This window comes from Clostridium sp. (assembly GCF_016650035.1).
In the GTDB taxonomy this organism is placed as follows: Bacteria; Bacillota; Clostridia; order Clostridiales; family Clostridiaceae; genus Clostridium_AD.
In genome coordinates this window covers 1-19,524 of sequence record NZ_JAENWM010000040.1, presented here as the reverse complement: position 1 = coordinate 19,524, position 19,524 = coordinate 1, and the positions used below count along the sequence as shown (strand labels likewise).

22 protein-coding genes are annotated in these 19,524 nt (G+C 29.6%); 2 read left to right on the top strand and 20 right to left on the bottom strand.

Features of this window, described 5'->3' with window-relative positions; translation table 11 throughout:
• From JJD95_RS10925 to JJD95_RS10890, 8 genes are all read right to left on the bottom strand, one after another.
• Positions 1–1,905 (bottom strand): DUF927 domain-containing protein, encoded by a 1,905-nt coding sequence (locus JJD95_RS10925; protein ID WP_291643050.1) that lies wholly within the window; start codon positions 1,903–1,905, stop codon positions 1–3.
• Between the two features lie 61 nt (positions 1,906–1,966).
• Complete coding sequence (locus JJD95_RS10920; protein WP_291643049.1) at positions 1,967–2,281, bottom strand: hypothetical protein; 315 nt, start codon at positions 2,279–2,281, stop codon at positions 1,967–1,969.
• Between the two features lie 277 nt (positions 2,282–2,558).
• Complete coding sequence (locus JJD95_RS10915; RefSeq protein WP_291643048.1) at positions 2,559–3,671, bottom strand: helix-turn-helix domain-containing protein; 1,113 nt, start codon at positions 3,669–3,671, stop codon at positions 2,559–2,561.
• 182 nt (positions 3,672–3,853) lie between these two features.
• Positions 3,854–4,048, bottom strand: a complete 195-nt coding sequence (locus JJD95_RS10910) for a hypothetical protein (RefSeq protein ID WP_291643047.1) — start codon at positions 4,046–4,048, stop codon at positions 3,854–3,856.
• Positions 4,049–4,075: 27 nt separating this feature from the next.
• Positions 4,076–4,705, bottom strand: a complete 630-nt coding sequence (locus JJD95_RS10905) for an EcsC family protein (protein WP_291643046.1) — start codon at positions 4,703–4,705, stop codon at positions 4,076–4,078.
• A 31-nt stretch (positions 4,706–4,736) separates the two neighbouring features.
• The gene (locus tag JJD95_RS10900) at positions 4,737–5,045 is read right to left on the bottom strand and encodes a DUF960 family protein (protein WP_291643045.1); all 309 of its coding nucleotides are present in this window, start codon (positions 5,043–5,045) and stop codon (positions 4,737–4,739) included.
• Positions 5,046–5,059: 14 nt separating this feature from the next.
• Positions 5,060–5,578, bottom strand: a complete 519-nt coding sequence (locus tag JJD95_RS10895; RefSeq protein ID WP_367114808.1) for a RadC family protein — start codon at positions 5,576–5,578, stop codon at positions 5,060–5,062.
• A gap of 22 nt (positions 5,579–5,600) precedes the next feature.
• Positions 5,601–5,894, bottom strand: coding sequence for a hypothetical protein (locus tag JJD95_RS10890; protein ID WP_291643044.1), 294 nt, complete (start codon positions 5,892–5,894; stop codon positions 5,601–5,603).
• Positions 5,895–6,189: 295 nt separating this feature from the next.
• Between JJD95_RS10890 and JJD95_RS10885 the strand changes: the two genes are divergently transcribed.
• On the top strand, positions 6,190–7,032 hold the full coding sequence (locus JJD95_RS10885; RefSeq protein ID WP_291643043.1) for a radical SAM protein: 843 nt from the start codon (positions 6,190–6,192) through the stop codon (positions 7,030–7,032).
• A 198-nt stretch (positions 7,033–7,230) separates the two neighbouring features.
• Here JJD95_RS10885 and JJD95_RS10880 read toward each other — a convergent pair whose 3' ends face one another.
• From JJD95_RS10880 to JJD95_RS10870, 3 genes are all read right to left on the bottom strand, one after another.
• Entirely contained in the window at positions 7,231–7,593 is a 363-nt protein-coding gene (locus JJD95_RS10880; RefSeq protein WP_291643042.1) for a hypothetical protein, read from the bottom strand.
• Between the two features lie 104 nt (positions 7,594–7,697).
• Positions 7,698–9,161: a hypothetical protein gene (locus tag JJD95_RS10875; protein WP_291643041.1), complete on the bottom strand. Its 1,464-nt coding sequence runs from the start codon at positions 9,159–9,161 to the stop codon at positions 7,698–7,700.
• 1 nt (position 9,162) lies between these two features.
• Positions 9,163–11,283 (bottom strand): N-6 DNA methylase, encoded by a 2,121-nt coding sequence (locus JJD95_RS10870; protein ID WP_291643040.1) that lies wholly within the window; start codon positions 11,281–11,283, stop codon positions 9,163–9,165.
• A 128-nt stretch (positions 11,284–11,411) separates the two neighbouring features.
• Between JJD95_RS10870 and JJD95_RS10865 the strand changes: the two genes are divergently transcribed.
• Complete coding sequence (locus tag JJD95_RS10865) at positions 11,412–11,771, top strand: hypothetical protein (RefSeq protein WP_291643039.1); 360 nt, start codon at positions 11,412–11,414, stop codon at positions 11,769–11,771.
• Positions 11,772–11,887: 116 nt separating this feature from the next.
• Here the strand turns inward: JJD95_RS10865 and rlmH are convergent, their stop codons facing one another.
• The 9 genes from rlmH to JJD95_RS10820 form a co-directional block, all read right to left on the bottom strand.
• Complete coding sequence (rlmH, locus tag JJD95_RS10860) at positions 11,888–12,367, bottom strand: 23S rRNA (pseudouridine(1915)-N(3))-methyltransferase RlmH (protein WP_291643038.1); 480 nt, start codon at positions 12,365–12,367, stop codon at positions 11,888–11,890.
• Between the two features lie 160 nt (positions 12,368–12,527).
• The gene (locus JJD95_RS10855; RefSeq protein WP_291643037.1) at positions 12,528–13,325 is read right to left on the bottom strand and encodes an ABC transporter permease subunit; all 798 of its coding nucleotides are present in this window, start codon (positions 13,323–13,325) and stop codon (positions 12,528–12,530) included.
• A 55-nt stretch (positions 13,326–13,380) separates the two neighbouring features.
• Complete coding sequence (locus JJD95_RS10850; RefSeq protein ID WP_291643036.1) at positions 13,381–14,178, bottom strand: ABC transporter permease subunit; 798 nt, start codon at positions 14,176–14,178, stop codon at positions 13,381–13,383.
• Between the two features lie 5 nt (positions 14,179–14,183).
• Positions 14,184–15,068, bottom strand: a complete 885-nt coding sequence (locus JJD95_RS10845) for an ABC transporter ATP-binding protein (protein WP_291643035.1) — start codon at positions 15,066–15,068, stop codon at positions 14,184–14,186.
• A 60-nt stretch (positions 15,069–15,128) separates the two neighbouring features.
• Complete coding sequence (locus JJD95_RS10840) at positions 15,129–15,752, bottom strand: TetR/AcrR family transcriptional regulator (protein ID WP_291643034.1); 624 nt, start codon at positions 15,750–15,752, stop codon at positions 15,129–15,131.
• Positions 15,753–15,942: 190 nt separating this feature from the next.
• Positions 15,943–16,440 carry an SEC-C metal-binding domain-containing protein gene (locus JJD95_RS10835; protein ID WP_291643033.1) on the bottom strand — a complete coding sequence of 166 codons (498 nt, stop codon included), beginning with the start codon at positions 16,438–16,440 and terminating at the stop codon, positions 15,943–15,945.
• A gap of 112 nt (positions 16,441–16,552) precedes the next feature.
• The gene (locus tag JJD95_RS10830; protein WP_291643032.1) at positions 16,553–17,116 is read right to left on the bottom strand and encodes a GerMN domain-containing protein; all 564 of its coding nucleotides are present in this window, start codon (positions 17,114–17,116) and stop codon (positions 16,553–16,555) included.
• A gap of 15 nt (positions 17,117–17,131) precedes the next feature.
• Entirely contained in the window at positions 17,132–17,917 is a 786-nt protein-coding gene (locus JJD95_RS10825) for an MBL fold metallo-hydrolase (RefSeq protein ID WP_291643031.1), read from the bottom strand.
• Positions 17,918–17,942: 25 nt separating this feature from the next.
• A complete protein-coding gene (locus JJD95_RS10820; RefSeq protein ID WP_291643030.1) occupies positions 17,943–19,199 on the bottom strand; it encodes a UDP-N-acetylglucosamine 1-carboxyvinyltransferase in 1,257 nt (418 codons plus the stop codon).
• Positions 19,200–19,524 lie beyond the last annotated feature (325 nt).

Genomic DNA, 19,524 nt, shown 5'->3' with positions numbered 1-19,524 from the left:
TCATGGGGAAACGGGGTTTTCCCCCAATAATTCATATCCATCTATTATAACTACATATACTTCTTCCTTATATCCTAATGAATTATTTCTACTTCTAGTTAATCTACCTTTTTCACAACTTAGCTTTCCAGCATTCTTTAGTTCCTTGAGCACTATATTTTTATTTTCGTATCCCGCTGATATTATCATGTCATTAAAGGCTATTTTGTTCATTTGTAACTCAGTGCAAGATTTTTTTTGTATTATCTTACCAAATATATCACCATACGTTTTGCCTCCATCATCAAATTTGTTCTTATACTTAGAAACGTATTGTTTGATGTAGTCTATAGCTGAAACTCCAAAATTTCTATTACTTAAAGATTGTTCTTCTATTTTTAGTATCATGCTAGTTATACCTTCAATATCTAACTTAATATCCATCATATTTTGGAATAGCTTCGCAGTTTGTAATAAAATCGCATATTTATTGCACCTTCTCATAGCCATATTATCAAGAATAAGCTTTTCATCCATAATCTTATACAGGTTTTCCTTAATAACTTTAAATTGTTGTATTAATTTAGATTTACCTATACTTATAACATAGCTTGCAAATTCAATTCCTAGGTGACCATAGTTTTTTAATATAGCATTATTTATAGTTTCAGAATTTTCCGCACTTTTAGTCCATTCAAAATTACTTGCTTCCATTACTCGAATCTGAACGCCAGCGTTCTTACTAGCTGAACCAATTAAAGATTTCTCTCCATTTGATAGTATAGTAGTTAACCACGTTGCACTTTCTATTATTTCACACTCTTTATTTAGACGATCTTTATCCGTTCCATTAGCTAAAGCATATATGAAATTTGTGAAATTTGTTGTATTTGACATTGATATCTCATCTATAGCATAAGGAACACCTTTCAACCAAGTTAACTTCTTTAGCAGTGCGTTATTAGTTCCGTTATAGGTTCCATACAATCCAGTCTTCTTTACATCAGGATATCCGAACATAGATATTGCTAACTTTAATGCTGTAGATTTACCTGTAGTTGAATTTCCTACTAAATGAATTATCATAGTATCTAATCCTAACTCTTCCCCTACAAATGCTAGAGGTATAGCTGACAACCCACTTATAACTGCAAATTCTAATTCACATTTTCCAATAACTTCTCTTTTTAACATTTCTACATATTCATCTCTACTACCTTGCGGTTTAAGTTCGTAGTTACCTACATACTCAGAGTCAATACCTATTGAATTATACAAATTATATATTTCTTTATCACCATTTTTTGAAAACCCTAATTTTGAATGCACTTTTTTCACCAGTGCATTATTTTCACACTCCCTAAGATGCTCCTCTAACTGCCCAGAATTAGAATTTGTAATATCTACTCCATACTTTTGAAGTGATATTAGATTTCTTTTATTTAAATAATTTTCTCTATTAACTGTTCTTTCTTTGATTCCCTCGAATGATTTATATTTTAAAATTGCTTTACAAGTTGAATCTTCTATATTCGTAATAATTTCCTTTATTTCAATATAATTAGATATCTTTTTCCCACTATTCATTAAATAAACTCCATTTTCATCACACTTATATTTATTCATGTTACCCTTAATTTCAGCTATTGCTGTTTCTGGTTGTATTTCTATTTCCAACCTTGTACAAGGTGTAGACACACTATCTGCCCTCTCGGTATTGAAAGGATAATCTGATGTAAATCTTTTTTCGGTTCCATCCATTACATCTCCCAAGCTACTATTTGCTCTCTTACTTATATTCTCTCTTAAACAATTATCTCCATCTGTTATTGAGTTATTTAAAGTATCCATTGTTTGTAATGACCCATCTTTATTTCTTTTACGTGGAAATCCTCCTAAGGGACATTCTCTTTGCTTCTTCATCATTTTTTATTCCTCCTAGTTATTATTTTTGCTCATCCTCATTAACATAATTCAATTAGCTATCTTATTCAAAAGGGTTAATATCTACAATGTTTAAGTATCCATTATTTTCTTTAGTTGTTATGGTTAACATACTACTTACAAAATATTGTATGTCTATTTCTTCTTGTCTTGGTACCCCGTCATAATACACACAGTTTAACAACTTATTAATCAAATAATTATTATTAGTAAATATAAGAAAGCTGCCAGTCATACCATCCTTAGTTGTTACCCCTATCCTTAATGCTTCTGATCCATTCCCAAATTTAATATTGTTTGCACTCTCCACCATTATTTTCCAAGTTCCTTCCCCAATCATTCCTTGTCGCATAAACATTTAACAACGCCTCCATGTTTTTATTTTTGATATTATTTATTGTGTTTGGCTTGTATTAATATATTATCATGGATAAAATTTCCGGTAAAACACCATACTGTTAAGCAGTTTTTTAGCTTAAATTCGTATCTAACAATCGTACTGATAACATTCTTATACAAAAAAAAATAATCTGGTTATATGCCTATATAACCAAATTATTTCTGCTGTTTTTAGATTTATTTACTTTTTATATTAATTTTTGTCTTATTAGATACTTATTATATTTAAAATTGTCTTATTTAATTAAACTTTCAAATTCATCACTAATTTCGTTTTCTGATTTACCTTTAATAGTAAAATTATTTCTCTCTATTTCATCCCATACTAAATTAATCCTGTCTGCACACAAAAATTTTTTAGGAAGAAATATCACTTCAACTCCATTCTTATAATAAGTATTTTCTTCTATTAAACTTTTAAATATATTATTGCTTTTCAAAACTATTATCAATTTAATATCTTCTTTAAGATTTTGTTTTTTGTCATCTACGAATTCATTTATAGTATCAATGAAAATCTCTTTATTAATATGATTTTTAATATCATATTCAAATAGCTCTTTTACATTGTAAAATCCATATAAAATATATTTTGAATAAGTATGAATATCATTTCCTCTCAACATTATTTCTATTTCCTTTATTTTTTTTACTTCTTCTGATTTGTCTATTTTTTTTACCTTTTCTATTTCTTCTGATTTTTTAAAAAGGTTTTTTAGCACCCTTTTGCCTCGATGGTATATTACTTCTGATTTGTCTATTTCTTCTGATTTTCTAAGGTTTTTTAGTATCCTTCTGCCTAGATAGTATGTATCAAAATGCCAAACGCTGTAATACTCATTATTTTCATATTCATTTATTAGGTCATTTGTAATTTTTGTAAGTCTTTTATTTTTCTCCGCATCATAATTATTGACTTTATAAAGAGTATCACTATCACTTAATAACTTATCACAATATATCTTACTTACTTCTATACCAAGCTTACCGTTAATGTATCTTTTTAGTAATGAACCATTCCAAATTGAATACCCTAATCCAAGCTTTAATGGATTTCTTTTTAAAGCTTTTTCTATTTTCTCCTTCTGTTTTTCATCCATTTTAGGCATACGTCCTGAGTAATCATAATTAATAATTTCATATCTTCCACCTATATCATATCTATTTACCCATCTACTTATAGTTCTTATCGATACTTTGTGTTCTTCCGCGTTATCTTTATTACTTACACCTTTATAATAATTTATTAATACTCTGAGTCTCTTTGATAATTTATTATACTTAACACTTTTTTCAGTATCTGATAAATAGTCTTCCAAATCCTTTAATATATCATCATTTTTTCTCATTAATTCACCTACTTCACAAAAAAATATTTATATACTTATTTTAATATTTTTTTGTGTATTAATCAATATTTACTGTAATGATGAACCAAACGTATCTATATTTCTATAATACCTTTGGTTCTTTCTTATTTCCATATTCAGATACATCTAATATATCAAGCTCCATATAATACTATAATGCTTTAATTACCTCTTTTTTTTAATGCATATGCTGCTGCACTTTTCTGTTTTAAAGCGCCTGTTTTTATTATTTTCATTAGTCGTTCGTCAGGATAATTATCCATTTCTGCTGCCAGACCAATTGTACTTAATACTTCATCCATTACCGTAGATGCAATCGCTTTTATTCCTATTTTTAATATATTAACGAACCCCATACTTATCTTACCTTCTTTCTATTCTTATTAATAACTTAAAAATACTTTCTTTGATATCTTTCCTATAGTCTTAGTAGAAGCTAAATTTACTCCTCCACCGATAATTCCACCAATTAATGGAACTGCCTTACCTAGATTTAATATTCCTTCTTGTCCAAACTTTGTTAGCAGTCTAAAACCTACAGCTTTATTGATTCGCTTTATTGTTTCTAAAGAAATCCTCTGTATAGCTGATTGTGTTAATTTAGTACCTACTTTCATTCCAACATCCTTTGCAATTTCTATAGCTGTATTTCCTGCTAAACACATATAAACTAAGCTCTTTACCGAATCATCCTTTATATCATATCCGCCTATGAATGCTACTGCCGCTATCATTCTAATTTGAACGTATATTACACTATAAATACTAGCAGGCATTGCAACTGGCAATGTTATCACTCCCCCTAATCCTGTTATAAACCCAGATGTTGTACATTTTCCTACTTGCCAACTTATTAAACTATCACATGACTTTACAGTATTACAACCATTTTTATTTAGATACGAAATTGCTAATTCTTCTGCTGATAATGTTCCTGGTAATCCACTTAAGGATTTTTCATAAGTCCAATCCAATGCCTGCATAATTTTATTATTCTGTATTAATTCACCCATTATTTATCTTCCCCTACATTATATATACTTTTTAATACTCGTCTGCTAACATAAGCACGCTTTGTTGTGAGTCATCTATTACATATACTTTAGTATTAATAGGCTTATCAACGGATATCAAGTAATGTTTCTTGTATAATGGCTCTTCCTGTGAGTGTACTATTTCTTGATTAAAAGTCTTACTATTCCTTATTTCTCTAAGTTCAAATACTTGTAGATAATCTATTGTAAAATCTTTTTTTAGCTTTAATAAGTCAATAAAGTTCCATAATGCTACTTGGATGGATTCACCAACTTTTTCATTTATTCCGTTTGTAATATACCTAGCATTATCAAACATATCCGTAATTCTCCCTATAATATTCCTTTTTCTTTTAGGCTACAATAACTTTCATTCCCAATAATGATGTGGTCAATAAGCGGAAGCCCTAGTATCTCCCCACATTCTTTGATCCTTGTTGTGATTTTTATATCTTCATTGGAAGCTGAAGGGTCTCCTGATGGATGATTGTGAAAAAGTATTATTGAAGCTGCATTGCTTAGAATTGCAGCCTTAAAAACTTCTCTTGGATGAACAATCGAGCTAGAAAGGCTCCCTACCGAAACTTCATTCAGTGCAACTGGCTGATTTTTCGTGTCAAGGCAAAGTAGCCATAGATGTTCACGGTCTGAGTCTTCAAGAATTTTTTTTCCAAGCTCCACCGCATCTGTTGGGCTCGTTATCTTTCGTATGTTGTATAGGATAGTTGCTTCTCTTACCATTTTTATAGATACTATGTTTATCCTTTTAGCAGGTGTATTCTTATTTTCTGCTGTTATCATTTCCTTTTTACCTCCGTCTATTTTATCAACACAATATGTGCTCTTTGACATATTCCTACCTTCTTTCAATTATTTATTTTACATTTAATATTTCAGCTAAACTTTTTACAAATTCTTTTGAAAATACTGCTCCTGATAATGCTTCCTTCATTAGTTGCAATAGCTGTTCTTCTGTTACATCTAATGAACGTGGAACATACCTCTCTTTTGATTTTATAGTATCCTTATACAAGCTGAACCTAATTTCATCCCTCTTCTTATCCTTAATAAATATCTTTTCGATACAATAGGTATACTCTTCATCAGCTAATTTTCCTTGATTTAATATCTGACAGTATTTAGTCTCTTTTATTATTTTTCTTGCCATAATTACCTCCTATGTTTTTTTTGCAATAACAAACGCCTTAATTACCGATACAACGGTGATTAAGGCTTTTAATCTATCATATAGTTTATAAAACCCTGTAATGTTATTGGTATCCTTATTTTCATTCACAACTACACCTCCAAATAGATTAGCAGTTCTTTAGCTGTTAGTCTTAGTGGTATAAGTAAATTTATATTCTAATCACAACTTAGGAACAATAGAAATGGTCTAAAAGTAAATAATAACAACTTATTCGCATATACATTAGACAAACAATAAAATCGGTGGGTGTATATTGCAAGAAATACTTGAATATAAAAGTTTTTATCGTAAAGTTGTAGGTGGTGAGGGAAGTAGATGTAATTATTCTACAAGGCTTGATGTATATGGTTGTGGATGCCAACATGATTGTTCTTACTGTTTTTCAAAAAGTTTATTGAATTTTAGAAAGCATTGGAACAGCGAACAACCTAAAGTTGCTGATATCTCAAAAGTAAGAAAAAGAATTTCATTATTACCAAATGATATTTGTGTTAGGCTAGGTGGCATGACCGATTGTTTTATGCCAATGGAAAAGCAGATAAGAAATAGCTACAATGCTATTAAGGAGTTAAATTCCCACAAAAAACATTATCTTATAGTAACAAAAAGCCATCTCATTGCAGATGATGAGTATATTGCTATACTTGATAAAAAGCTTGCTCATATACAGATTTCAGTCACTTCAACAGATGATAAATTTTCTCAAACATATGAAAAAGCATCGGTTCCATCCAAAAGAATAGAAGCTATAGAAAAACTATATTCTTTAGGTTTCGATGTTCAATTAAGATTGTCACCTTTTATTCCTAAATTCATAGATTTTAATTTAATAAATGATGTGAAATGTGATAAAATACTTGTTGAATTTTTAAGGATTAATACATGGATTCAAAAATGGTTTGATATAGATTATAGTGAGTACACAATAATTTCAGGCGGATATAAACATCTTCCTTTAGAAAAGAAAATTGATTATTTAAGTAATATTGTAGGATTCAAAGAGATTTCAGTTTGTGAAGATGTAGAAGAACATTATAGATATTGGAAGAATAGTATTAATTACAATCCTGATGATTGTTGTAATCTAAGGTTATAAGAATAAAATCTGATTAACCCCTTTAAATATATAATTTTTATATGTTCAAGCTATAGTTAAATGTTGATTGTTTCTATATTATTTTTAAATTTTACAGTATTTAGTCTCCTTTGTTACTTTTATTGCAATAATAAACCTCCAATGTTTTTTTTGCAATAACAAAAGCCTTAATCACCGTTGTATCGGTAATTAAGGCTTTTAATCTATCATATAGTTTATAAGATTTTGTGGAGTTAGTTTCATTGGAATAATAAGTGAAATCACATAATCATTATTACAAATTATTAAGCAACTAGTGTAATCTTCGCAATTGGAGCATATTACCCTGTCGACATATTCTGGAATAATATGATTACAGTCTATATATACTTTACGTTTTATTTTTTTAAAGTCCTCTTCCTTTTCTATAACCAAGACATATCCTCCATTATCTTCGTACTTGTTTCTGTTTTCTCCATATTCTCTGTCTAGTATTTGTAGTATACCTTTAATGTTTTCTTGTACCTCCCATGGTAGACCTTTAAGAATTTCTTTTTCTTTTAAATAACTAATTTCTATCATTTTATTACCTCCTAAAAATAAAAATAACTCTTACCTGTATTATTAAATACAAGTAAAAGTTATTATTTCTGTTATAATATATATTTATCAGTTCCTATATATTTTTACATTACTTCATAATTTTTTTCAACTTCTGTGCCAAAAATCATTTTTTCAACTTTATTTTCAATGAATTCCTTAAGTTTTAAAATTTCATTATTTAATTGATATATCCCCAATTCCTTATTTCTCTCTACTGATTTTGAATAATAATTTTCTTGTGTTAAATTATTAATACTGCAAACTTTATTATAATATATTTTAACCAATTCTTCTCTCAACTCACTGTTGAAATTAGGTATAGGAATATTTGACATACCCTCTTTGTATAATATAGGTACCATTCCATCAACTCTCCATGCCATTTGCATTTTTTTACCTGTTGATGACGTTAAAAAAGCCAGTAAAAACATTTGTTCTTTTTCATCTTTGCTATCATTAGTAATTACTAAAGTATTCTGATTGCTAAATATAACTTCTTCTCCATCATCATAATAGCCATATCCTAAATATCTTATACCAGATAGTATTATATCAGTGGTACCAATTTTGCTAGTACTTTTAGTACTAATATATGTCCTATATATTAACTCCAAAGTATTTATATTTTTGGGAGTTATCCATAAAAACGTATTATTAATTTTTTTATCCGTGTACCTATAATCATCGGGGGTTCTTCCTGGTGAAATGTTCTGACTATTTATATGATAATAACCATGTTTATAGCTTTTTACATTACTTTCCAGAGTTTTGTATTCATCACTAAAAATGCCTGTATCCACCCTTTTTGCTGCTTTCATTTCACTTATTTTTGCATACCGATTCGCTATTATCTTATTATTAGATATATCCAATTCATCCGTTATTCTTTTGTCTATTAAATTTATTTTATTATTCATTTGTATTTCTTTATCAACTAAGTTTTGCATCAAGGTTGCTATATATTCTATTTCATCCTTTTTATCTTCGCTATATGGAATTAGTATATCTAGGGCTAATAGCTTAGAGTGTCTTAATGTAGAACCTCCAGGTGTAACCCCATCTAAGAATTCTTTAAAATACTGAGATTTTAATATGGCAAATATATACCATTTATTATATGATTCTTTTACTCTTATTCTCAGTACTTCTCCACAAAAATAATCAGCAATAATAGAATCATCTAGTTTAAAATATATACTCGTGTCAGCTAACCCATTTCCCCCACCATCTTTTGCAATTAATATATCTCCATCCTCTAATGCAATCTCTCCATTAGGCTTACAATATTGAGTGCTCGTAAAATCTACTAACATTTTATTAGGAGATAGGTTCCCTGTTTTTATAAATCTAAACTCATTACAAATATCTTCATAAGTAAAGTCTTCTCTTAAGAAAGAATCTCCTACTTTGTGCTCTACAATTTTATCTAGCTCAACTCCATTTTCTACTTCTATAAACTCCCAGTAATCTTTTCCTGAGAGAGACATCTTTTTTAATATATCACTCTTTTTAAGAGTATTCGGTTCTTTAATATATTTTTTCACCATATTACCCTCTCCCAAATGCACTCTTAATTATTGCATTTTGTGACTTCATATATTCCTCAAAGTCCCCTATCATCTTAGTGAAATCTTCTTTAAGCTTCCCCGTATCCTTTAGGGTCACAGGGTCTACTTCTTTTACTGGTTCAAAAACAATGTTTCTTTTTACAGTTTTAACTTCATATCCAGTGTATTTTATATTCCTTGTAAATACGTCATAATCTTCAGATAAAAGTTCACTTTTCTCATCTTCTTTTGGTTTGTATGCAATTAAAACTGTAGTAGATACACCCGTTTCTCCAAAACAATTTTGAGGTAAATCTATTGTAGCAACTAATCTTACCTTTTCAAATAACCATAGTCTAACCGAATCCCAACTTTGTATTGATGCAATTGAATTAGATAATACTATTGCAAATCTTCCACCTGGTTTAGTTATCCTATAAGCATTTTCTAAAAATATAATTCCCATATCTATACTTTTAGGCTCCCCTAACAAAGACCATGTTTCATACATTTTCATAATATCACTGTTAAGTCCATAATCCCATATACCATTTTTTCCAGTTCTTAAATCTCTACCTTGTCCAAAAGGAGGATTAGTATTAACTGTATCATATCTCTTAATATCCAGTGTTTTATTATCTAAACTTTTCCATGTCAATGGGTCATAATTATTTATATTGAATGTATCTATATTTGTGAATTGACCTCCAATACATAACTTTTCAAACAACGAATTGTTATGATATAAATTAATTGTACCCGCTCCATTAAGTACTAAATTTAGCTCTGCTAAGGTTAATACAGTAGAAGATATATCTACCCCATAGTAATTTTTCGAATTTTCTTTTACACCAGTATGTTTCCATCCTATAGCTTGAAAATCACAAATTCCAGAACAAGGGTCAATGAATGTTTCATTTACTCTCGGATTAATTATAGATATTATTGCTAATATTATTGGAATAGGCGTAAAAAACTGACCAGCAACAGTCTTTTCTACTTCATCACCAAAATTATTAAATATAGTTTGATTAAAATTTGTAGTTACTCCCCTAAGAATACTTTTTCCTTGAAGAGATTTAACAATAGCAATAAGCATTTTCTCATCATGCTGATTTATAGGCGTAATATTAGTTTCACTATGCTTAATATATCTTTGAGTTCCTTCTAATGCATTATAATTTTCTTTTGCTTCTTCATATAATTTATATATTCTTTTTCTAAATTCTAAAGTAGCACTACCGTTAGTCCTTATTTCATCCTTACTTATATAAAAACATGATTTTTCACCATTCAATTTTATATTATTTTCTTCATTTACTTTAATCATTAAGGCTTCCACTAATAAACGCTTTGCATTCGGATGTTGTATTTTATCCTTTTCTCTTTGTAGATAATCAAGTATCCCTTCAAAACTTTCTTGCCCTATAGGGTCTAAATCATCAAAATAAAACTGATGAGTTACGGCTATTCTATCAATTTGTGCTATTAAATTTTGAAGCTCAGGTAGTTCCTCTAGACTATCTCTATCAGCAACATTTAATCTTACAATATTTTTGCTAGCTGGTATCATCTTTGATATATTATACCTTTCCAACTCAGCTAACCCTTCCTTTTTTATTAAGATTATATCTTCTTGATTGTCAAAGTATACTCCATATGCCCAGTCTTGAAATTTATCAGTGGAAACTCTTCTCTCTAAAGCTACTTCAATTTGTTTCTTAATAGCTTTTTCTACTTCGTCAGGATTATCTTTAGCCTCAAAAACAACTAATATCTCTGCCCTTAGCTTATCATAATCACCATCCTCTAAAGATTTACTCCAATTATTATTTTTAAATGCTACAATATCGGGATTTATAGATTTTCCACCATTCCCCTTTGGTAATGATAACTCTACACAAATTAGGTTTTTATCATATTTACCTGATTTAACCATCATATATACAAATCTAGCTCTATACCACTCTTCTGAATAATTTCCATTTGTATCTTTTACCTTTGCTCCATTACAAAATGCTTTTACCGCTAACTCATTTTTATACCAATCTGAATCAATTTTGTCTAATACACTGTACTTGCTCTCGAATTCAATAAAATAATATTTGTTTAACTTTTTCATATTGCGCCTCCATTTGACTACAAACGTCTGATTTAATTACATTATATGCCTCTCATATAATTTTGTCAACTACAAACGTCTGATTTTATAAATATATATTATTTATAGAATTACTAAGGGAGGTATTTATGTTTATTGTAAACACATCAACTAATCTTGAAAGTATAAAGAACTCTAATTTATTTACTAATAGATTTATAGAAATATTATCAGATGACCTATTATTCTTGCTTGATGATTTAAGTACATCTGATGTTTCTGACTTCTGTTCATTAATAGCTATTTCACCAACATCAGATATTAAAGAAATTAATATCAAAGGTGTAGATATTCTTAAATCATGCAAAATAGTTAATATTTGTTTATATCCTAATAACATTACAAAAGCGACCGTAATTATTCATAATAACTATTGGGTATCAATATACTTTAATAGGTTTATCAATTCACATCTAACTAGTTGGATATATAAAGAGAAAGTACAATAGTACTTTCTTTTTTTACTAATTATAAACTTATACATATGAAATAACACTTGACACTTCTGCCGAGGTTTTCATTGATGGCGAAGACACTTATACTCTCCCTATCTAAAAAGTCCTCGTTATTTATGGTACGGTTCACCACTTATTATTCTAAACCCTCTATACACCTGCTCAAGCAGCATCACCCTAAATAACTGATGTGGGAAAGTCATTTTTGAAAAGCATAATTTGTAATTAGCTCTCTCCAAAACTGCCTTAGATAACCCTAATGAACCCCCAATAACAAAAGCTATATTACTTTCACCCTTTATTCCTAAATCTCTTATATAATTTGAAAGCTCCACTGAAGATATCATATCTCCCTTTAGCTCTAAAGCAATAACAAACATGTTATCCTTTATGCTCTTAAGTATTGCTCCCCCTTCTTTACCCTTTATTATAATCTCTTCTTTTTCAGAAGCATTATCAGGAGTTTTCTCATCGCTTAATTCAACAATGCTCAGTTTACAGTATCTAGATAGTCTTTTTGAATATTCATCTATAGCACTTTTTAAATATTTCTCTTTTATTTTCCCTACACAAATTATAGTTATGTTCATTTTAAATCTCCTTCATCATATATATACGTTATCTGCGCTACTGTCATATTAATGTTGTCATAGATATTTTATACTATTGAACCCCACATTTCAAATTTATGTACATAAAAATAAATAACATGGAGCAATGCCCCATGTTATAACCAAAATTTTTATAATACTATATATTCATATCTCTTTTTTCATAAAAATTATATGTTACCCACACAGATGCGGAAATAATTATAATCGATAGTATTACAAAACTCAATTGAAATCCACCACCATACATCAAGTTTTTAGCATCAAAATATTTAAACGGTGTAAGGTATTTAAGACTTTCAAGCTTGCTGTTCATATCTACAGCTATAGATAATATAAATGTAATTAATAGCACTGATGTGGATATTGATGTAGCTGACTTTGGTTTTTTACATATTGCGGCTATTGCTGTGCCAATAAACATAAACATAAGTTGCAAAATAAACATTCCAATCATTAAAATTACTATATCTGAACTTACGGCTTCCCCATTGCTGTATCTTCCTACTATAATAATTGAAATAACTAATGTGATAATATTAAATATTAAAATATTCATTGTGGCTGCCAATAGTTTTGATGTTATAATTTTACTTCTTGAAATAGGTTTTACCATTAGAAACTCTGCGGTTTTATCTCGTTCTTCCTTTGAAATTATATCAGCTCCAAGCATAGTAGCATGTACAGTTGCCATGAGAACTAAGTATAAAAAGATTACTCCGTAAAAACCACTGGCTTTTGACAAATCAAAAGTACCCATACCCATAATGGCTTGCATAGATTTTGGCATTTGTGACATTAGCTCATTTATAGCTTGACTATCAGATGAAAATGCAACATATTTTCCCATCCCACCAGCAATCATAAGTAGTATACCAAAAGCCCATATAATAAGACCTTTTCTATGTGCTTTCATCTCTACAGTAAATATATTCATAAATTGACCTCCTTATATTCCTTAATCATTACCTGCTGCACTGAAATATTACTTGTTACACAGCATGAATATCCTTTTTAGCAAATACAAAATAACTGGCAGTAATTGCTACAATAATAAATGCTATTTCTATTATAATAAATGGAGTGTCATAACTAGAATTTTTTATAATGTAGCTTGTATCAAAATTTTTAAAGGGAGTAATATAACGCAGAGCACCATCGCCTGTTGTAGATGCAAGCATCCCAATAAAGAAAAATGCAAATACAGTCCCGAGAGAAACAGGTATCACAGATTTAATCTTGGAAGCCATTACAGAAATTATAACCCCTAGAGCTAAAAACATAAGCTGAACGAAAAACAATGTAATAGATATCATAAAAAATATTTTGTAACTATAGTCTACAGTTTTTACAATGGATGCCATAATGCTAGCAACCACTAAATAGGTAGCATTAGTAATTACTAAGCATGTTACTGCAGCTGTTAGCTTTGATGTCATAATCTTGCTGCGGGTAACAGGCTTCGTTAAAAGGAAATCTACTGTTTTCCCACTTGTTTCCTTTGATATAATTGAAGTTCCTAAATTCATAGCTTGAATTGCTCCGCAAAGTGTTATATATAAAAATATATAGGCGTAAAATCCTAAGATAGAAGACATACTATCTACAGAAAGGCCCAATGCTTTTCTTACCGGTTCTGGAAATCCTTCCATTAATTTTTTAAATGTTTCAACTTCCTTTGAGAAAGCAGGAAACATTGATAAGAAAAGTACAACAAAAGTAACTAAAGAGCACGTCCATATGATCGTTGATTTTCTATAAGCCTTAAGTTCATGTAGAAACATATTCATAGCTCTTAATCCTCCTTTTCATAGTAATGCATAAAAATCTCTTCAAGATCTGGCTCTTCAATCCAAAGATTAGTGATTTCTATTTCCGAAATCTTTTTCATAATAAAATTAATATTGCCTCTAAATAAAAAGCTTATTGTGTTACCATTTACATCTAAATTAGTGGCTCCGTCAATTTTGAAATAATTATCATCTATTTTTGATTTCACTTCAATTTTAAATTTTTTATGATTATTTTCTTGTAATGTACTAATTTTTTCAACCTTTATTATTTTCCCCTCTTTAATAATTGCAACGCGACTACACAGCCTCTGAACTTCCCCCAAAATATGAGAAGACAGTAAAATTGTTGCACCCTTTTTGTTCTCTTCCTCGAGGAGTTCAAAAAACTTTTGTTGCATGAGTGGGTCAAGTCCACTAGTAGGTTCGTCAAGTATAATAAGTTTAGGTGAGTGTAATAGTCCTTGTACAATCCCAACTTTCTTCTTATTACCAAAGGATAAATCATCAATTTTTTTATTTAGGTCAAGATCCATTATCTCAGCGAGTTCCACAATTCTCTTGCTACAATCACTCTTATAAAAACTAGCTGAGTACTTTAGTAGATCAATAACCTTCATATTGTCATAATAAAAAACCTCCGATGGTAGATACCCTATTTCTTTTTTTATCTCTGGTCCAAATTCCACGCAGTCCTTACCAAAAATTGTAGCACTGCCAGATGTCGGATAAATAAGAGATAATAGTGTTCTAATTAGTGTTGATTTTCCGGCACCATTAGGCCCAATAAACCCAAAAATTTCTCCCTGCTCAACATTAAAACTTACATCTATAATTCCTCTTGCCTTTCCGTAACTTTTAGTCAAATTCTTGATTTCAATAACATTCATTTTTTTGACCTCCCATGTGTTTTTTTTCTATACGCCTAAATTTTTTCGGATACCTACCTACTATTTGTAAAAACTTTTTTTAAATATATCTATATAAATGTCCATCTCATGAAATATTTTTTCATAGTCCAGACCTTTAGATGCAGACACTTTTGCCTTTTGTAATTCACTTATACCAAATCCTTCAAATGTCCACATTATAATATTAATAGCTCTACCTACATCAACTCCATCACGAAATTTTGATTTATCTATATTATTAAATACTTTACTGTAACTACTCTCATTAATTTTCTTCTGTCTTTCTTTTATTTCACTTTTCACCTCATTACATTCTTCAACTGTTGCCACTCCAATAAATTTAAAAATTTCGGGATATTTATGTGCTAGTTCCATCTTAATTGATGCTATCTTACGTAATTGAATAAAAATATCTCCTTCTTCAACATCAATCTTGTTAAATATTTCGTCTCCTAAAAGTCCTAAAGAATAATCATATACAAATATAAAAAATTTTTTTTTGTTTTGAAAATAGTGAAATAAAATTCCTTTTGATATTTCTGCTTGTTTAACAATCTCATTTGTAGATGCTTTCTCAAAGCCCTTATTTGAAAACTCCCTAATACCTGCCTGTAATATTCTTTCCTGTTTTTCTGGCTTTAAGTTTAAAAACTTTGAAAACATATTTTTCATCTTCTTTCTTAATTTATGATTTATTAAGAATAAATATAATTGGTATTGATAATATAATAGCACCCTTGACCACCTTGGTCAATAGGCTTATATATATTTTTTCTACTAATATGAAACCCTCAAAAAAAATAAAACCTTACACAAAAGTGCAAGATTTTACTTATTATAATTATACTAAAAATTACTTCCCACAACATTTCTTATATTTTTTCCCACTACCACAAGGGCATGCATCATTTCTTCCAATTTTTTCAGTATTAACTACCGTTTTTGAATCTTTATAATCTCTTTGAATTTCTTTTCTTTTTTCTTTAGAAAAGATTCCTTCCCATTGAGGAAGTTCATATAGATAATCTGCTTTTGCGTCTAACATATTGAAATAAAGTTTTTCAAAGTCTATTTTAAAATGTACTTCTGTGTCAACTTCAGTTTTCTCTAAGTCTACAGATTGAATAAGACTATCATTTATTCCATCAGTAAATCCCATAAAATAAACGTTAGACACATCAAAGTATTTCGCAAGATCTTCCATTGTTCCCTTAGGTTCCTCTTTATGATTTGATAATAGTTTAGTATAAATTTGTTTTTCAACTTCTCCATATTCTTTCCAAAATGCAGGTTCTCCTTTACTTTTAACATAATCAACCACCATATCTGTCCATTCTTTATATAATCCCATTTTCTATTCTCCTTTAAATCGTAATGTATTTTGTTATATTCCATTATTATAATAAAGATTGCATTAGTTTTCAACACATCTGTCTAAATTTCTTAAATGGAATACATTGTTCTTATTTTTTAATTGAAACTATTTCACTTTTGCTAAAAGGTTTGGATATATCGAAGTTTCCACCTAAGGTATCAATATTCTTATTTTCCATTGTTATTTTCACTCTTTCTACAGATGGTAATTGAGTTAATGAAGCTTCTATGCTTTCTAGACAAATTCTTTCTTTTGTTTCTGACATAACTATTTTAGCTTCTTTGCTTAAATTAACATAGGCAATACCGTCTTTAATCGAAAAACTTAATAATCTGGTTTCTTCGGTCAATATTGGCTTTAGCTCACTTTTCGCTGTAGGTCCTTTTATAAGCTCTTGCATAATAGTTTCACCTATAAGTTCTTCTTTATTTATAAGTCTAATATCTTTAATTATTTCTACTGTAGTATCATCTTTAGACCCATCAAAGTATAGACCGAACTCAACTAAATCCTCTTTTGCTAGGGGGAGTTTTAGATTTTCAAGCTTTTCTTTATTTACAACGCTTTTCGCGTCTTTTTTTTCACACCCTAAAAATGACACTGTTGAAACAACTAGCAATGAACATAATAATATTTTAACTTTTCTTTTCATATTTGACCTCCCCCTTTAAAACTCAATTAAATCACTTGGCATATCTCTTCTAGCTAAAATTAAAGAGACATCCCTACCTATTTTAATATGGTTTTCATTAAGAATATTAACGACTGTTTGATAGGCTAACTCAGGATAATTGTTAGTTTTACTCAAATGACCTAAAACAATATGCTTTTGTTTATTATTCATTATTTCTACTATTGCATTCCCACATGCCTCATTGGATAAATGCCCCACATCACTTAATATTCTTCTTTTTAATGGATAAGGATAAGGACCAAACTTTAACATTTCTACATCATGATTACTCTCAAGTAAAATTACATCTGCATCTTTTATTATATTCTTTACTTCCTCAGAAAAATAACCTAAATCTGTAGCTATGCAAGCTTTCTTATTACCACTGTATAATGCGTATCCTATAGGTTCTGCTGCATCATGTGATATATTATAATTTATTATATGCATGTCCTTAATATCTACAGAATTATTATAAATAACTTTTATATTATGTTCTTTTACATTACCTATTTTATTCTCCATAGCTTCCCAAGTGTTTTTATTTGCATAGATTGGTATGTCATATCTTCTAGAAATAATCCCTGCACCCTTTATGTGATCAGAATGTTCATGAGTGATAAAAATACCATCCACATCACTCGGATTTTGATTTATATGTTTAAGTGCACTTTCAATGCTTTTTCCTGGCATACCAGCATCCACTAAAATTTTTGTATTTTCTGACGCTACAAATATACTGTTTCCAGTACTTCCACTATATAATGGACAAAATATCATAATTGTCTCCTTTGGTTTTATATTGTTATGTAGTAACTCTCCTTATATCTGCCCCTATACTCCTGAATTTTTCTTCTATGTTAGGATATCCTCTATCAATATGCTCAATTCCTAAAATTTCCGTAGTACCTTCTGCTATAAGCCCTGCTATAACTAACGCTGCCCCTGCTCTTAAATCTGATGCTATTACCACACTTCCTATAAGTTTATCTACACCATATACTGTAGCAACGCTTCCTTCCACTTTTATATTAGCTCCCATCTTTAGAAGCTCATCCACATGTTTAAATCTAGATTCCCAGATGCTTTCATTTATTATGCTTTTCCCCTCTGAAACACTTAATAGTGTATTCATTGGTTGCTGAACATCCGTTGGAAATCCTGGATAAGGAAGAGTCTTAATATTTACAGCCTTTAGCCTACCTTCGGCTTTAACTGTAACACTGTCTCCACCTTCAATTACCTCTGCTCCCATTTCCATAAGTTTTGCAGAAATTGATTCAAGATGTTTTGGAATAACATTATTTATAGTTAATTCTCCACCACAAGCAGCTGCTGCTATCATAAATGTACCTGCCTCAATTTGATCAGGGATTACACTATAAGTACATCCTGTTAACTCTTTTACGCCTATAATCCTTATAACATCAGTACCTGCGCCTTTAATATTAGCTCCCATAGAGTTTAAAAAGTTAGCAACATCAACAACATGTGGTTCTTTTGCAGAATTCTCTAAAATAGTTGTCCCTTCTGCAAGTGTAGCAGCAGTCATTACATTTATTGTTGCCCCAACACTAACAACATCAAAATAAATACTAGTTCCAATTAATTTATCCGCCTTAACATTTACAGCACCATCTTCAATAGTTACCGTTGCTCCAAGCGCCTCAAACCCTTTTATATGCTGATCTATAGGTCTCACACCTATAGGGCACCCCCCTGGAAGGTCTACTTTAGCCTGTTTAAACCTAGCTAAAAGTGCACCAATAAGATAATAGGATGCTCTCATTCTTCTTACATCTTCTGTGTTAGCATCTTTACTACTTATATTTGAACTATCTATAGACACTGAGTCTTTATCTCTTTTTACTTCGCAGCCTAAATCTTCTAATATTCTTTCTATACAATTCACATCTTCTATATCAGGAATATTTTCAATGATGCACTTACCCTTACTCGCTATTATTGCCACTGGCAAAATTGCTACTGCAGCATTTTTCGCTCCACTTATTTCCACTTTACCAAAGACATGTCTACCTCCATTGATTACCAATTTATCCATACTTGTATCATCCTCACTATACATTATATATTGTGTTACTTATATTTTTATTTATATTCATTAATTATACCATACCTACATTATATTCTAACATTTATTTTGAAAATGTAAAATAGCATTATTATATTTTGCATAAAAATATAATAAGTTTTTTAATAACAATAAAAAATCACCCGTAAAATACGAGGCCACTGAAAAAGCACTCTTTTTTCAGTAAAGTTTTTAAGCTTGAACAGAAAAAGCATGGAATATCCATATTTATGGATATTCCATGCTTTATATTTTTATAATTAAGTTGGAAAAGCACTATTTCATGCTTTTTAGC

Coding starts and splice junctions, on each gene's coding strand:
- JJD95_RS10925 (WP_291643050.1), bottom strand. CDS start 1,905: ATGATGAAGAAGCAAAGAGAATGTCCCTTAGGAGGATTTCCACGTAAA.
- JJD95_RS10920 (WP_291643049.1), bottom strand. CDS start 2,281: ATGTTTATGCGACAAGGAATGATTGGGGAAGGAACTTGGAAAATAATG.
- JJD95_RS10915 (WP_291643048.1), bottom strand. CDS start 3,671: ATGAGAAAAAATGATGATATATTAAAGGATTTGGAAGACTATTTATCA.
- JJD95_RS10910 (WP_291643047.1), bottom strand. CDS start 4,048: ATGGGGTTCGTTAATATATTAAAAATAGGAATAAAAGCGATTGCATCT.
- JJD95_RS10905 (WP_291643046.1), bottom strand. CDS start 4,705: ATGGGTGAATTAATACAGAATAATAAAATTATGCAGGCATTGGATTGG.
- JJD95_RS10900 (WP_291643045.1), bottom strand. CDS start 5,045: ATGTTTGATAATGCTAGGTATATTACAAACGGAATAAATGAAAAAGTT.
- JJD95_RS10895 (WP_367114808.1), bottom strand. CDS start 5,578: ATGTCAAAGAGCACATATTGTGTTGATAAAATAGACGGAGGTAAAAAG.
- JJD95_RS10890 (WP_291643044.1), bottom strand. CDS start 5,894: ATGGCAAGAAAAATAATAAAAGAGACTAAATACTGTCAGATATTAAAT.
- JJD95_RS10880 (WP_291643042.1), bottom strand. CDS start 7,593: ATGATAGAAATTAGTTATTTAAAAGAAAAAGAAATTCTTAAAGGTCTA.
- JJD95_RS10875 (WP_291643041.1), bottom strand. CDS start 9,161: ATGGTGAAAAAATATATTAAAGAACCGAATACTCTTAAAAAGAGTGAT.
- JJD95_RS10870 (WP_291643040.1), bottom strand. CDS start 11,283: ATGAAAAAGTTAAACAAATATTATTTTATTGAATTCGAGAGCAAGTAC.
- JJD95_RS10865 (WP_291643039.1), top strand. CDS start 11,412: ATGTTTATTGTAAACACATCAACTAATCTTGAAAGTATAAAGAACTCT.
- rlmH (WP_291643038.1), bottom strand. CDS start 12,367: ATGAACATAACTATAATTTGTGTAGGGAAAATAAAAGAGAAATATTTA.
- JJD95_RS10855 (WP_291643037.1), bottom strand. CDS start 13,325: ATGAATATATTTACTGTAGAGATGAAAGCACATAGAAAAGGTCTTATT.
- JJD95_RS10850 (WP_291643036.1), bottom strand. CDS start 14,178: ATGAATATGTTTCTACATGAACTTAAGGCTTATAGAAAATCAACGATC.
- JJD95_RS10845 (WP_291643035.1), bottom strand. CDS start 15,068: ATGAATGTTATTGAAATCAAGAATTTGACTAAAAGTTACGGAAAGGCA.
- JJD95_RS10840 (WP_291643034.1), bottom strand. CDS start 15,752: ATGTTTTCAAAGTTTTTAAACTTAAAGCCAGAAAAACAGGAAAGAATA.
- JJD95_RS10835 (WP_291643033.1), bottom strand. CDS start 16,440: ATGGGATTATATAAAGAATGGACAGATATGGTGGTTGATTATGTTAAA.
- JJD95_RS10830 (WP_291643032.1), bottom strand. CDS start 17,116: ATGAAAAGAAAAGTTAAAATATTATTATGTTCATTGCTAGTTGTTTCA.
- JJD95_RS10825 (WP_291643031.1), bottom strand. CDS start 17,917: ATGATATTTTGTCCATTATATAGTGGAAGTACTGGAAACAGTATATTT.
- JJD95_RS10820 (WP_291643030.1), bottom strand. CDS start 19,199: ATGGATAAATTGGTAATCAATGGAGGTAGACATGTCTTTGGTAAAGTG.